We start from the raw sequence: 13,038 nt of genomic DNA, 5'->3' as shown, positions 1-13,038 counted from the left end.
GCAGCTTCGAATCGGTTTCGCCCCCGGGGCACCGACTGTCGGCGGCGTCGTACAGGATGTCTGCAGCGCATAAAAATCAGATGCGGGCAGCACGCCACGGTCGGCTGCCAACAGTTGTTACGAGGGGAACCGCTCCATGAGCTACAACCAGCCGCCGCCCGGCCCGTACGGCCAGCAGCCCCAGCAGCCCGGCCCGTACGGTCAGCCGCAGCAGCCGCAGGCCCCGCAGCCCGGTTACGGCTACCCCCAGCAGGGCGGCCAGGTGCCCCCGCAGCAGGGCGGCGGCTACGGCTACCCCCAGCAGGGCCAGCAGCAGCCCGGCCAGCCCGCCTACGGCTACCCCCAGCAGGGCCAGCAGCAGCCCGGCTACGGCCAGCAGCAGACCCCCTACGGCGCGATCCCCCAGGGCTCGCCGGAGGGCGGCGGCAGCGGCAAGAAGATCGGCCTGATCATCGGCGCGGTGGCCGTGGTCGCGGCGATCGGCGTGGGGGCGTACCTCGTGTTCGGGTCGGGTGGGGGCGGCAATGTGAAGCCGTACACCATCGAGATGCCGAACGATCTGCTGCAGGCGTCGTTCCACAAGCAGCAGACGGGTTCCAAGGCCGAGGACTTCAGCGACGACAAGGAGCTGAAGGCTCTTGGGATCACCGAGGGCAAGGGGGTCATGGCTGCGTACACGAACGACAGCAAGCAGATCCTGTCGGTGATCGGCGTGTACGGCAAGGTCAACGACCCGAATGCCGCCGTGGACCAGATGTTCTCCGAGATGGAGCAGAAGCAGAACGAGAACCAGAGCTCGTCCGGCATGAAGGTCAAGGTCGAGACGGTCTCCGGGCCGACGGAGTACTCGCCGGCCGACTTTGACGGCGCGGTCGTCAAGTGCAAGACGCAGAAGGCCACCGTTGGAAGCAGCGGCATGAGCATTTCCCTCAACGCCACCACCTGCATCTGGGGTGACAGCAGCGCGATCGGCGTCGTCCAGTCGAAGGACGTCCCCTCCACAACGCCTGGTGGGGAGCCCACCGCGAAGGCGATCGCCGAAGCGGACCTGGCCGAGAAGACCGCCAAGGTCCGCAACGAGGTCCGCAAGGAGAAGTAGCACTTCCGCAGCGGCCGACGGCCGGCCACGAAAGGGCTCCCGACAAGGTTTCCCGTCGGGAGCCCTTCGCGCGCTTCGGCCACGCCGAGGCCGGTTACCTCGTCGGCGGATGAACTACGGCACTTGCCCCCGCCACAGACACAGCCGCCCGGTAGCGCATGCGCTACCGGGCGGCTGTGTATCGGCCACGAAGGCTACGGATGAGCCCTACGCGCTCTTCTCGTGCGGCTCCCCCGACTCGCCGCGATTGCGCGGCACCAGAGTCGGGTTCACGTTCGAGTGAACGACGTCCGCGGTGATGACGACCCGGGCGACGTCCTTGCGGGAGGGGACCTCGTACATCGCCGAGGACAGGACCTCTTCCATGATGGCGCGCAGGCCTCGCGCGCCGGTGCCGCGGAGGATGGCCTGGTCGGCGATGGCCTCGAGCGCGGGGCGGTCGAAGTCCAGCTCCACGCCGTCGAGTTCGAAGAGGCGCTTGTACTGCTTGACGAGGGCGTTGCGCGGCTCGACCAGGATCTGCAGCAGCGCCTCGCGGTCGAGGTTGTGGACGGAGGTGAGGACGGGGAGACGGCCGATGAACTCGGGGATCATCCCGAACTTCACCAGGTCCTCCGGCATGACCTCCTGGAGCTGGTCCTTGGACTCGATCTCGCGCTTGGAGCGGATCGTGGCGCCGAAGCCGATGCCCTTGGCGCCGGACCGGGACTCGATGATCTTCTCCAGACCGGCGAACGCGCCGCCCACGATGAACAGGACGTTCGTCGTGTCGATCTGGATGAATTCCTGATGGGGGTGCTTACGGCCGCCCTGCGGCGGAACCGAGGCGGTGGTGCCCTCCAGGATCTTCAGCAGCGCCTGCTGGACGCCCTCGCCGGAGACGTCTCGCGTGATCGAGGGGTTCTCGCTCTTGCGGGCGACCTTGTCGATCTCGTCGATGTAGATGATGCCGGTCTCGGCCTTCTTGATGTCGAAGTCCGCGGCCTGGATCAGCTTGAGGAGGATGTTCTCGACGTCCTCGCCGACATAGCCGGCCTCCGTCAGCGCCGTGGCGTCGGCGAACGCGAAGGGGACGTTGAGCATCCGGGCGAGCGTCTGCGCCAGCAGCGTCTTGCCGGAGCCGGTGGGGCCGAGCAGCAGGATGTTGGACTTGGAGAGCTCGATGCCCTCGTCGCCGCGGCCGCCGCCGTTCTCGCCCGCCTGCACCCGCTTGTAGTGGTTGTAGACGGCGACCGAGAGCGCCTTCTTGGCGGGGTCCTGGCCCACCACATAACCGTTGAGGAACTCGTAGATCTCGCGGGGCTTGGGAAGCTCTTCCCAGCGCACCTCGGAGGTCTCGGCGAGCTCCTCCTCGATGATTTCGTTGCAGAGGTCGATGCACTCGTCGCAGATGTACACACCAGGTCCCGCGATGAGCTTCTTCACCTGCTTCTGGCTCTTTCCGCAGAATGAGCACTTGAGCAGGTCGCCGCCGTCACCGATGCGTGCCACGAGGTGCTTCCCCTTCGCCTGGGATCCGTATTGCTCCACGGACCCGGGTGCTTGCCTATCGACGGTACCTTGCCGGGCCCCCTGTGCGGGCCCCCCTTGGACCGACTCGGTTCACTCGGTCCCGACTCGGTCCAAGGGGGCAACGCTCCGGCTTATATTGCGAAGATCGCTAGCCGATCGAGACGGACGACTTCCGCGTCGAGACGATCTGGTCGACCAGACCGTACGCCAGCGACTCCTCGGCGGTCAGGATCTTGTCACGCTCGATATCGTCGCGGATCTTCTCGATCGGCGTGGAGGAGTGCTTCGCCAGCAGGTCCTCCAGCTGCGAGCGCATCCGCAGGATCTCGTTGGCGGCGATCTCCAGGTCGGAGACCTGGCCGCGGCCGGTCTCACTGTACGGCTGGTGGATCAGTACCCGGGCGTTCGGCAGCGCCATCCGCTTGCCGGGCGTGCCGGCCGCGAGCAGCACGGCCGCCGCGGAGGCCGCCTGGCCCATGCAGACCGTCTGGATGTCCGGCTTCACGAACTGCATGGTGTCGTAGATGGCCGTGAGCGCCGTGAAGGAGCCACCGGGCGAGTTGATGTAGATGGAGATGTCCCGGTCCGGGTCCATCGACTCCAGGCACAGCAGCTGCGCCATGACGTCGTTGGCCGAGGCATCGTCGATCTGCACGCCGAGGAAGATCACGCGCTCCTCGAAGAGCTTCGCGTACGGGTCGTACTCGCGCACACCCTGCGAGGTGCGCTCGACGAAGCGCGGGACGATGTAGCGGGACTCGGCGCGCGGGCCGGAAAACTCGGCCTCCGCGCCCTGGTAGAGGCCGCTGCCGGGGAAGTTGTTCATCGTGGTGTTCACCGTCCTGGTGGCGATCAAGTGGGCTGGGGTGGCTGTGGGGCGAGTGGTACGGGGCTCAGGCCCCGGTGCCGCCCCCGCCCGGAACGCCCGCGGCAGAGATCATCACATCGTCGATGAGGCCGTACTCCTTGGCCTCGTCGGCGGAGAACCAGCGGTCGCGGTCCGAGTCGTGGGTGATGCGCTCGACGGTCTGACCGGTGTGGAAGGCGGTCAGCTCAGCCATCCGCTTCTTGGTGTGCAGCAGCCGCTCGGCGTGGATCTTGATGTCCGAGGCGGAGCCGGCGAGGCCCGCGGAGGGCTGGTGGATGAGGATCTCGGCGTTCGGCAGCGCGAAGCGCTTGCCCGGGGTACCGGCGCTCAGCAGGAACTGCCCCATGGAGGCGGCGAGGCCCATCGCGATCGTCACCACGTCGTTCTTGATGTACTGCATGGTGTCGTAGATCGCGAGGCCGGCCGAGATCGAGCCGCCCGGGGAGTTGATGTAGAGGAAGATGTCCTTGTCCGGGTCCGCGGCCAGGAGAAGCAGCTGCGCGGTGATCTTGTTGGCGATGTCGTCGTCGACCGGCTGGCCGAGGAAGATGATCCGCTCGCCGAGCAGCCGGTTGTAGACCTGGTCGCCGAGGCCACCGAAGGTCGGCTCAGCGGCGGCGGAAGGCATCGGGATCGTCACGTGTCCACCTGCTCGTTGTCGGACGGTTCGCGACCGTCTCAGCGTCGTCTTCTGAGGCGCGGGGACCGCCGCCGTCTGGTGCGCCGGCGCGGTTTCAGGGACTCCCCTGCCCTCGTATCTACGGACCCTAACGCGCAGGTCGGACAACGCCATCCCGCATTGAGAACTGTTCGCTGTGAGCGCAGGCTCACCGGTCCGGTATGACTACGGGCCCGAACACGCGGACGTGCGTGTTCGGGCCCGTACTCAGCAATGCCGCGTGGCGGCCGAAGCTCAGGCCTCGGGCTTCTCGTCGGCGGCGGCCTCGTCGTCGCCCTCGGCGGCCGCGACGACCGTCTCGGCGGTCTCGTCCTCGTCGTCGAGCTCGATGACCTCGCCGTTGGAGTCCTTGACCGTGGCGGCCTCGACGACCACCGCGAGCGCCTTGCCGCGGGCGACCTCACCGACGAGCATCGGCACCTGGCCGCCCTCGACGACGGCCTGGGCGAACTGGTCGGGGGACATGCCGGAGGACTGCGCGCGGCGCATGAGGTGCTCGGTGAGCTCCTCCTGGCTGACGTTCAGCTTCTCCTTGTTGACCAGCTCGTCGAGGATGAACTGGGTCTTGATGCCCTTCTCCGCCTGCTCCTTGGTCTCGGCGTCGAACTCTTCCTCGGTCTTGCCCTGGATCTCCAGGTACTTGGCGAGGTCGAGACCCATCTGGGCGAGCTGGTGGTTGACCAGGTTGTGCTTGCGGGTCTCCATCTCGTCCGCGAGCAGCTTCTCCGGCATCGGCACCTCGGCGAGCTTGAGCAGCTCGTCCAGGACCTTCTCCTGCGCCTGGGTGGCCTGGTCGTACTTCTTCATCTGCTCGAGACGCTTACGGCTGTCGGCGCGCAGGTCCTCGAGGGTGTCGAACTCGCTCGCCAGCTGCGCGAAGTCGTCGTCCAGCTCGGGCAGTTCGCGGGCCTTGACCTCGGTGACGTCGACCTTGACCTCGGCCTCCTTGCCCTGGGCGGAGCCGCCCTTGAGCTCGGAGGTGAAGGTGGCGGTGCCGCCGGCCTCGACGCCCGTGACGGCCTCGTCGATGCCGTCGAGGAGCTCACCGGAGCCGACGGTGTAGGTGACGCCCTGGGCGACGCCGTCCTCCAGGACCTCGCCGTCCACCTTGGCCTCGAGGTCCAGCGTCAGGACGTCGCCCTCCTGGGCGGCGCGCTCGACGGCAGTGGTCGAGGCGAAGCGCTCACGAAGCTGCTCGACCGACTTGTCGATGTCCTCGTCCGACACCTCTACGGCGTCGACCTCGACCTCGATGCCGGAGTAGTCCGGGATCTCGAGGGCGGGACGGATGTCGACCTCGGCGGTGAAGGCCAGCAGCTCGCCGTCCTTCAGCTCGGTGATGTCGACCTCGGGCTGGCCGAGGACGTTCAGCTCAGCCTCGTTGACCGCCTCGGTGTAGAACTTCGGGAGCGCGTCGTTGACGGCCTCCTCCAGCACGGCACCGCGGCCGAACCGCTGGTCGATGACGCGGGCCGGGATCTTGCCCTGGCGGAAGCCCTTCACCGTGACCTGCTGGTTGATCTTCTTGTACGCCGCGTCGAGGCTGTCCTTGAGCTCCTCGAAGGGCACCTCGACTGTGAGCCGAACCCGGGTCGGGTTCAGGGTCTCCACGGCGCTCTTCACGGTTCGGTCTCCTTGGGGCTGACTTCTGGGGTTTTGCCTGAGATCTTCCGGGCCCGCTCATGTGGAGTCCGGTTGATCGCGCCCGGATACAGAGACACACGGGCACGCAGCTTGCATAGTAACCGCAGGGAGGATGACGCCCACAACGCGATCTTGAATCGCTCGCCGATGACCGCCGCTGGGCGGCCGTGATGCAGGGGGTCCGAAGGCGCCGAAAGCGGTGACCGAAAAAATCGGCCGGAGGTTCGGCTGGATGATGCTGGTCGGGGTGGCCGGATTCGAACCGACGACCTTCCGCTCCCAAAGCGGACGCGCTACCAAGCTGCGCCACACCCCGTCGGTGCGAGACGTAGGGTACATGGCTACAGGCCGTACGGCTGCCAGTTATCGGGATACCGAATCCGGCCCGGCAGGTCATCGGCATGCCCTGTGCAAGAGGGTGTGCGGCGGACCGCTCTGACCCGCTACGATGCAGTGCGTGCCGCGGTCCGGTGACCGGCGGCGCTCGCGGGCGTAGCTCAATGGTAGAGCCCCAGTCTTCCAAACTGGCTACGCGGGTTCGATTCCCGTCGCCCGCTCGGAAAAGAACCCCAGGCCCGGTGGCCTGGGGTTCTTCGCGTTCCGCGACGTCGGTGACGTCCGTGCCATGGCATCCCTAAAGTGTCCGCATGGAGATCTGGATCAACCCCGCGTGTTCCAAGTGCCGTTCCGCCGTGAACCTCCTCGATGAGGAGGGTGCCGAGTACACCGTGCGCCGCTACCTGGAGGAGCCGCCGACGGCGGACGAGCTGCGCGCCGTGCTGGAGCGGCTGGGCCTGGAGCCGTGGGACATCACCCGGACTCAGGAGGCCGAGGCCAAGGAGCTGGGGCTCGGGTCCTGGGAGCGCACGGAGGCGGAGCGGGGGCGGTGGATCGAGGCGCTGACCGCGCACCCGCGGCTGATTCAGCGGCCGATCATCACCGCGGACGACGGATCGGCGCTGGTGGGCCGTAGCGAGGAAGCCGTACGTGACGCGCTGGCGCGGACCGGGGACGGGCAGGGCGCCTAGGCGGATCGCCTGGGTGTTCCGCCTAGAAGGTGATGTGGTTGATGGTGTCCGCGAGGGAGTTGAGGAACCGGTTGATCGACGGTGCCATCCCCGTGGAGGCGAGGAAGAAGCCGAAGAGTATGGCGATGATCGCCGGGCCCGCCTTGATCGCCTTCTGTCTGACCAGCACGACGAGGATGATCCCCAACAGCAGCACCACTGACAGTGAAAGAGCCACAACAGATCACACCCTTGGTCGGAACGCCTCGCCGGCCCGGGAGCATGCCGCGCACACCCCCTGACCCCATCGTGCCACCAACTCCTTTCCCAGCGCAGGCGGGTGACGAATCATCGGCCAACGCTTTGCCCGATTCCCGCCCTTGGCCGCGGGGTGGGGTGGCCAGGGGTGGCGGACACCCCGCGAGGGCGGCGGCCGGGCGCCGATCCGGGCGGCGGGAATTTCCGTGGGCGACGCCATAAGGACCGGTACCGGTAATTCGGGCCGAGCGGTTCTTCGTATCCGGTCTCCGTTCCCGACCGGTAAGCCATCGATGAATTCATCTTTCGTGGCGTCCGTCACGACGGACTGGCGGGCAGTGTGCGCATATGCCCAAGGAAGCGGACATTCCTTCCGGGCCGTCCGCTGGGGATATCCACCGTTTTGTAAGGGCAAGTCGGGACAAACGGGGGTGACGCGTCAAGGGCGGGGCGCGGCACGGTGAGGCTCCGCGGGGGTTCTGCGAGGAATCTCACGTGTGATTGCTGGCTTTATCCGCGACGCATGGGCGGCCGCACCTGGGGGAATACCGAATAACCTCGGCATGGTTTTACGCATTCGCCGTGCGCCGCTATCGTGCCTCAGATGTTTCCCGCTGCCCCCACATCGCGACGCGAGCTGCCGCCGGCCACGAAGGCGGCCACCGCGGAGGACACACCGGCACCGGCACCGCCACCCAAGTCCGGCCGGGATGCGTTCTTCGACAACGCGAAGTACCTGGCCATCGTGCTGGTGGCGATGGGGCACGCATGGGAGCCGCTGACGGACGGCAGCCGGGCCGCCGAGGCGCTGTACATGACCGTCTACACCTTCCACATGCCGGCGTTCATCATCATCTCCGGCTACTTCTCGCGCAGTTTCGATATGCGCAAGGACCGGCTGCAGCGGCTGATCACCGGCGTCGTCGTCCCGTATGTCCTGTTCGAGACGGCGTATGCCTTCTTCAAGCGCTGGGCGGACGACGATCCCGGGCATCCGATCAGCCTGCTGGATCCCTGGTTCCTGACGTGGTTCCTGGTGGCGCTGTTCATCTGGCGGCTGACCACCCCGCTGTGGAAGATCGTGCGCTGGCCGATCCCGCTGGCGCTGGCGATCGCCGTGGCCGCGTCCGTATCGCCGGACATCGGTGACGACCTGGACCTCCAGCGGGTGCTGCAGTTCCTGCCGTTCTTCGTGCTGGGGCTGAATCTGCGGCCGGAGCACTTCAAGCTGGTGCAGCGGCGGGTGGTGCGGATCGCGTCGGTGCCGGTCTTCGCGGCCGCGGTGGTGATGGCCTACTGGGCGGCGCCCCGGATGACCTCGGCGTGGTTCTACCACCGGGACAGCGCACAGGAGTTGGGTACGACCTGGTGGATCGGCGTGGTGATGACGCTGGCCCTGTTCGGCTGCTCGCTGGTGATGACGGCCTGTTTCTACTCCTGGGTGCCCAGGCGGCGGATGTGGTTCACGGTGCTGGGCGCGGGGACGCTGTACGGCTACCTGCTGCACGGCTTCCTGGCCAAGGGCTCGCGGTTCTGGGGCTGGTTCGACGACTACAAATGGCTGCACTCGCCGCTGGGGGAGATCGCGGTCACGGTGATCGCGGCGGCCCTGGTGACGGCGCTGTGCACGCCCCCGGTGCAGCGGGCCTTCCGGTGGGCCATGGAGCCCAGGATGGCCTGGGCGTTCAAGAAGGACCCGGCGGATTCGGCGCGGGCGCGGTCCGGCGCGTAGGGCTCGTCGGCCCCCGCTCCGGCCGGGGTGTGTCCGGCCGGCGCGATGTCCTCAGGCGTCCCGGCAGATCAGCAGCAGGGCACGGTCGTCGTTGACGTCCTTGGCCACGGCCTCGATCAGGTGCCAGGCGGCACCGGCGAAGCCGCTGGTGACATAGCGGTCGGCCTCGCCGGTGAGGCGGTCGATGCCCTCGGCGATGTCGCGGTCGGCGGCCTCGACGAGGCCGTCGGTGAAGAGCATCAGGACGTCGCCGGGGCGCAGCGTGCCTTTTACGGGGTCGAACTGGGCGCCGTCGTAGACCCCGAGCAGCGGCCCCTCGCCCGACTTCTCCTCCCAGCGGCCGGAGCCCGCGCTGAGCTGGAGGGCGGGCAGATGGCCCGCGGAGAGAAGTTCGTAGTCGCCGGATTCCAGGTCGAGGACGAGATGGATGGAGGTGGCGAAGCCCTCGTCCCAGTCCTGGCGCAGGAGGTAGCCGTTGGCGGCGGGGAGGAAGGCGTGCGGCGGCAGGGAGCCGAGCAGGCCGCCGAAGGCGCCGGAGAGAAGCAGGGCGCGGGAGGCGGCGTCCATGCCTTTGCCGGAGACATCGGTGAGGACGACCTCGAGGATGTTGCCGCCGTGGGTGCGCGAGGCGACGACGAAGTCGCCGGAGAAGGACTGGCCGCCGGCCGGGCGGAGCGCCATCTCGTGGTGCCAGCCCGGTGGCAGTTTGGGCAGTTTGCTCTGTACGCGGATCCGTTCACGCAGGTCGAAGAGCATGGTGCCGCCGCGCCGCCAGGGCACCCCGACGCGGCTGCGGAACTGTGCGATCAGCAGCCCGAAGAACCCGACCGCGGCGACCACCAGGACCGTGCCCGGGGTGATCCGGTCCGGGCCTTCGTCGTACGGGCCGAACAGCGCGGACTCGACGACCAGCGCGGTCGCCGAGGCGCTGTACAGGACAAGCAGGTTGGCCGGGCGCAGCAGCAGTCCGCCGGCGATGACCGGGAGGACCAGGGCGGTCGGGGCGAGCCATTCGGGGCGCCAGAGGGTGCCCGCGGCGATGGCGGGGATGGCGAGGAGCAGGGCGGCCAGCGCGAACCGGTCGGAGCCTTCGCCGCGGAAGTAGTCGACCCCGGCCTTGCGCACGCCGATGCGCGCCCGGTGCAGACCTTTGTGCATCCGGGCCGTCAGGGTTTCCGTTCGGGATTCCGTTCCCGGGCCGCTTGTCATTGCTCCGGGACTTTATCCACCCGTTCGGCGGTGCGTCGATTCGCCGCACGCCACCCCCGGGTATCACCGGGAATCGGTGTTCGAAATACGGTCGCGCGGCCGGAGAGTGTCCTGCTAGGGATGGCGCATGACGACAGAGTTGCGTGCGCTGCGGGCGGACGAATGGGATGCCTGGTTCAACGCGCTGGACGTGGCGTTCGGCGGGGTGCCCTCGGACCCGGAGGAGCGCGCCATGTGGCGCGGCGTCACGGAGGTCGAGCGGTCGTTCGGTGTCCGGGACGGTGACGGGTGGGCCGGGACGGCGGGGGCTTTCTCTTTCGGGCTGACCGTGCCGGGCGGGGCGGAGGTGGCGGCGGCCGGGGTCACCCTGGTCAGCGTGCAGCCGACGCACCGCAGGCGCGGGGTGCTGCGGTCGATGATGCGGCATCAGCTGGACGAGGTCCGCGACCGGGGCGAGGCGCTGGCGGTGCTGACCGCGACGGAGCCGGCGATCTACGGGCGGTTCGGGTACGGCCCGGCGACCCTGGAGATGCGGCTGACGGTCGACACGGTGCGGCTGGCCGCGCCCGATCTGCCGGGGGTGGACGGCGTACGGATACGGCTGGTGGACCCGGTGGAGGGGCTGCCCGCGTGTGAGCGGGTCTACGAACGGCTGGTGCCGGCCCGGCCGGGGATGCTGGCGCGGCGGCCGCACTGGGAGCGGTTTGTGCTGACCGATCCGGCGAGCGGGCGGAACGGGGCCGGGGAGCTGCAGTGTGTGGTGGCCGAGGTGGACGGCGAGGTGCGCGGGTATGCGCGCTATGCGGTGAAGCCGGAATGGGATACCGCCGGGCCGCACGGCACGGTGCTGGTGCGGGACGTCCAGGCGCTGGATCCGGTGGTGTATGCGGCGCTGTGGCGGTATCTGTTCGGGATTGACCTGACGTCGGCGGTTTCGGTGCGTTCGCGGCCGGTGGACGATCCGCTGCCGCATCTGGTGGCGGACATGCGCCGCTGCGGGATAGGGCTGCGGGAGTCGCTGTTCGTACGGCCGGTGGAGGTCGGCGCGGCGCTCGCGGCGCGGACGTACCGGACGCCGGTGGATGTGGTGCTGGAGGTCGCCGACCCCTTCTGTCCGTGGAACGAGGGGCGGTGGCGGCTGTCCGGGGACGAGAAGGGCGCCGCCTGCGAGCGGACGTCGGATCCGGCCGATCTCGCCTTGTCCGTGAGGGAGTTGGGGTCCGCCTATCTGGGCGGGTTCTCGCTGTCGTCGCTGGCGGCGGCCGGGCGGGTGCGGGAGGTGCGGCCCGGGGCGCTCGGAGTGGCTTCGATGGCGTTCGGGTCGGATGTGGCGCCCTGGTTGCCGCACGGCTTCTAGCGGGGCGGGCGTACGGCGCGGCCGCACGGTGGGGCGTACGGCCGCACGGCCGGCGCGGCCGGCGCGGCCGGCGGCTCGCTGCGGTCAGGCACCCGTCGCCGGCTGGCACCCCGGGCACCAGAAGAGGTTGCGGGCGGCGAGTTCCGCGGTGCGGATCTCGCTGTCGCAGATGTGGCAGTGCTGGTGTGCGCGGCGGTAGACGTAGACCTCGCCGCCGTGGTCGTCCACCCTCGGCGGGCGGCCCATGGCCTCCGGCATGTGTGCGGGGCGGACGGTGTCGATGCGGTTGTTGCGTACGCCCTCGCGCATGAGGGCGACCAGGTCCTGCCAGATCGCCTCCCATGCGGCGCGGGTGAGGTCGCGGCCCGGGAGGTAGGGGTCGACGCCGTGGCGGAAGAGGACCTCGGCGCGGTAGACGTTGCCCACGCCCGCGATGATCTTCTGGTCCAGGAGCAGGGCCGCGATGGTGGTGCGGCTGCGGGTGATGCGCTTCCAGGCCCGTTCGTTGTCGTCGTCGGGGCGGAGCGGGTCCGGGCCCAGGCGCTCGTGTATGGCCTGCTTCTCGGGGGTGGTGATGAGGGCGCAGGTGGTGGGGCCGCGGAGGTCCGCGTGGGCGGTGGGGGTCGCGAGACGGAGGCGGACCGTGTCGGTGGGGGGTGGCGCCGGGGCGCAGCCGAAGCCGAGTTTGCCGAACAGGCCCAGGTGGATGTGGACCCAGCCGGTCTCGCCGAAGCCGAGGAAGAGGTGCTTGCCGTGGGCCTCTGTGGTCGTCAGCACCTGGTCGCTGATCAGGGCCGCGCTGTCGGAGAACTTGCCCTGGGGGCTGGTTGCCCGGACCTTGCGCCCCAGGAAGCGTTCCGCGTAATCCTGGGCCAGGCGGTGGATGGTGTGGCCCTCGGGCACGGGTCTCCTCCGGAGGGGTTTCTCCGTACGTTGCCGGGTGCCGGGCCGCTGCGCTTTAGCCGGGCCGTACGTTGCCGGGTGCGGCGCCGTTTCGCCTGCGGCGGGCGGGGCCGCTGCGCGGGGCTGGTCGGCTGCGGTGCCGGGCCTCCACGGCCTCGCCGCTGCGGCCCGGCACCTCCCGTTGTGGGTGGGAAAAGATCTGGTGGCCGGCGTGGTGTTACTGCTGCGGGTGGTGTGCCGGGATGGCGGGCAGATCGCCGGTGGTCTCGTAGGCCGAGAGCATCTCGATACGGCGGGTGTGCCGCTCCTCGCCCGAGTACGGGGTGCTCAGGAAGGCCTCGATGAACGCGGTCGCCTCGTCCTGGGTGTGCATCCGGCCGCCGACGGAGATGACGTTGGCGTTGTTGTGCTCGCGGCCGAGCTTGGCGGTTTCCTCGCTCCAGGCCAGCGCGGCGCGGACGCCCTTGACCTTGTTGGCGGCGATCTGCTCGCCGTTGCCGGAGCCGCCGATCACGATGCCGAGGCTGTCCGGGTCGGCGGCGGTCCGCTCCGCGGCGCGCAGGCAGAACGGGGGGTAGTCGTCCTGGGCGTCGTAGATGTGGGGACCGCAGTCGACGGGCTCGTGGCCATGGGCCTTGAGCCACTCGACGAGGTGGTTCTTGAGGTCGAAACCGGCATGGTCGGAGCCGAGGTACACGCGCATGCGATGAGTGTGACACGGCCGGTCCCGGGTAGGCGCCGCCGGGTCTTCCTGCGGTGGCGCCTACGGA

Annotated in this window: 12 protein-coding genes and 2 tRNA genes; 5 read left to right on the top strand and 9 right to left on the bottom strand. The window is 68.9% G+C overall.

The window, feature by feature from the left end:
• Nucleotides 1-136 precede the first annotated feature (136 nt).
• Nucleotides 137-1,099, top strand: coding sequence for a hypothetical protein (locus tag ACZ4S3_RS19125; protein ID WP_467935359.1), 963 nt, complete (start codon nt 137-139; stop codon nt 1,097-1,099).
• A gap of 207 nt (nt 1,100-1,306) precedes the next feature.
• On the opposite strand, the gene clpX is transcribed toward ACZ4S3_RS19125, so the two are convergent.
• The 5 genes from clpX to ACZ4S3_RS19100 form a co-directional block, all read right to left on the bottom strand.
• Entirely contained in the window at nt 1,307-2,590 is a 1,284-nt protein-coding gene (gene clpX / locus ACZ4S3_RS19120; protein WP_467935355.1) for an ATP-dependent Clp protease ATP-binding subunit ClpX, read from the bottom strand.
• Nucleotides 2,591-2,759: 169 nt separating this feature from the next.
• Nucleotides 2,760-3,437 carry an ATP-dependent Clp protease proteolytic subunit gene (locus tag ACZ4S3_RS19115; RefSeq protein WP_467935613.1) on the bottom strand — a complete coding sequence of 226 codons (678 nt, stop codon included), beginning with the start codon at nt 3,435-3,437 and terminating at the stop codon, nt 2,760-2,762.
• 67 nt (nt 3,438-3,504) lie between these two features.
• Entirely contained in the window at nt 3,505-4,107 is a 603-nt protein-coding gene (locus ACZ4S3_RS19110; protein ID WP_467935609.1) for an ATP-dependent Clp protease proteolytic subunit, read from the bottom strand.
• A gap of 285 nt (nt 4,108-4,392) precedes the next feature.
• On the bottom strand, nt 4,393-5,781 hold the full coding sequence (gene tig, locus ACZ4S3_RS19105) for a trigger factor (protein WP_467935351.1): 1,389 nt from the start codon (nt 5,779-5,781) through the stop codon (nt 4,393-4,395).
• A gap of 260 nt (nt 5,782-6,041) precedes the next feature.
• Nucleotides 6,042-6,118 (bottom strand) — tRNA-Pro (locus tag ACZ4S3_RS19100).
• A 170-nt stretch (nt 6,119-6,288) separates the two neighbouring features.
• Here ACZ4S3_RS19100 and ACZ4S3_RS19095 point away from each other — a divergent pair.
• Nucleotides 6,289-6,359: transfer RNA gene (locus ACZ4S3_RS19095), tRNA-Gly, on the top strand.
• 90 nt (nt 6,360-6,449) lie between these two features.
• Entirely contained in the window at nt 6,450-6,830 is a 381-nt protein-coding gene (locus ACZ4S3_RS19090; RefSeq protein ID WP_467935347.1) for an arsenate reductase family protein, read from the top strand.
• Between the two features lie 22 nt (nt 6,831-6,852).
• Here the strand turns inward: ACZ4S3_RS19090 and ACZ4S3_RS19085 are convergent, their stop codons facing one another.
• Complete coding sequence (locus tag ACZ4S3_RS19085; RefSeq protein WP_400061447.1) at nt 6,853-7,047, bottom strand: hypothetical protein; 195 nt, start codon at nt 7,045-7,047, stop codon at nt 6,853-6,855.
• 624 nt (nt 7,048-7,671) lie between these two features.
• On the opposite strand from ACZ4S3_RS19085, the gene ACZ4S3_RS19080 reads away from it, so the two are divergent.
• The gene (locus ACZ4S3_RS19080) at nt 7,672-8,799 is read left to right on the top strand and encodes an acyltransferase family protein (protein WP_467935341.1); all 1,128 of its coding nucleotides are present in this window, start codon (nt 7,672-7,674) and stop codon (nt 8,797-8,799) included.
• A gap of 51 nt (nt 8,800-8,850) precedes the next feature.
• On the opposite strand, the gene ACZ4S3_RS19075 is transcribed toward ACZ4S3_RS19080, so the two are convergent.
• The gene (locus ACZ4S3_RS19075) at nt 8,851-9,957 is read right to left on the bottom strand and encodes a SpoIIE family protein phosphatase (protein ID WP_467935337.1); all 1,107 of its coding nucleotides are present in this window, start codon (nt 9,955-9,957) and stop codon (nt 8,851-8,853) included.
• A gap of 178 nt (nt 9,958-10,135) precedes the next feature.
• Here ACZ4S3_RS19075 and ACZ4S3_RS19070 point away from each other — a divergent pair, with 178 nt between their 5' ends.
• On the top strand, nt 10,136-11,365 hold the full coding sequence (locus ACZ4S3_RS19070) for a GNAT family N-acetyltransferase (RefSeq protein WP_467935333.1): 1,230 nt from the start codon (nt 10,136-10,138) through the stop codon (nt 11,363-11,365).
• 84 nt (nt 11,366-11,449) lie between these two features.
• On the opposite strand, the gene ACZ4S3_RS19065 is transcribed toward ACZ4S3_RS19070, so the two are convergent.
• Nucleotides 11,450-12,268 (bottom strand): Fpg/Nei family DNA glycosylase, encoded by an 819-nt coding sequence (locus ACZ4S3_RS19065; RefSeq protein WP_467935330.1) that lies wholly within the window; start codon nt 12,266-12,268, stop codon nt 11,450-11,452.
• Between the two features lie 217 nt (nt 12,269-12,485).
• Complete coding sequence (locus tag ACZ4S3_RS19060; RefSeq protein WP_467935325.1) at nt 12,486-12,971, bottom strand: ribose-5-phosphate isomerase; 486 nt, start codon at nt 12,969-12,971, stop codon at nt 12,486-12,488.
• Between the last annotated feature and the right edge of the window lie 67 nt (nt 12,972-13,038).

The organism is Streptomyces sp. NPDC028368, from assembly GCF_055565615.1.
The sequence above is the reverse complement of the archived record's forward strand: the minus strand, read 5'-3'. Positions and strand labels throughout refer to the sequence as shown.

Excerpts from the sequence above, each read along its gene's own strand:
- ACZ4S3_RS19125 (WP_467935359.1), top strand. The coding sequence starts at position 137 with ATGAGCTACAACCAGCCGCCGCCCGGCCCGTACGGCCAGCAGCCCCAG.
- ACZ4S3_RS19115 (WP_467935613.1), bottom strand. The coding sequence starts at position 3,437 with ATGAACAACTTCCCCGGCAGCGGCCTCTACCAGGGCGCGGAGGCCGAG.
- ACZ4S3_RS19110 (WP_467935609.1), bottom strand. The coding sequence starts at position 4,107 with ATGCCTTCCGCCGCCGCTGAGCCGACCTTCGGTGGCCTCGGCGACCAG.
- ACZ4S3_RS19090 (WP_467935347.1), top strand. The coding sequence starts at position 6,450 with ATGGAGATCTGGATCAACCCCGCGTGTTCCAAGTGCCGTTCCGCCGTG.
- ACZ4S3_RS19080 (WP_467935341.1), top strand. The coding sequence starts at position 7,672 with ATGTTTCCCGCTGCCCCCACATCGCGACGCGAGCTGCCGCCGGCCACG.
- ACZ4S3_RS19075 (WP_467935337.1), bottom strand. The coding sequence starts at position 9,957 with ATGCACAAAGGTCTGCACCGGGCGCGCATCGGCGTGCGCAAGGCCGGG.
- ACZ4S3_RS19070 (WP_467935333.1), top strand. The coding sequence starts at position 10,136 with ATGACGACAGAGTTGCGTGCGCTGCGGGCGGACGAATGGGATGCCTGG.
- ACZ4S3_RS19060 (WP_467935325.1), bottom strand. The coding sequence starts at position 12,971 with ATGCGCGTGTACCTCGGCTCCGACCATGCCGGTTTCGACCTCAAGAAC.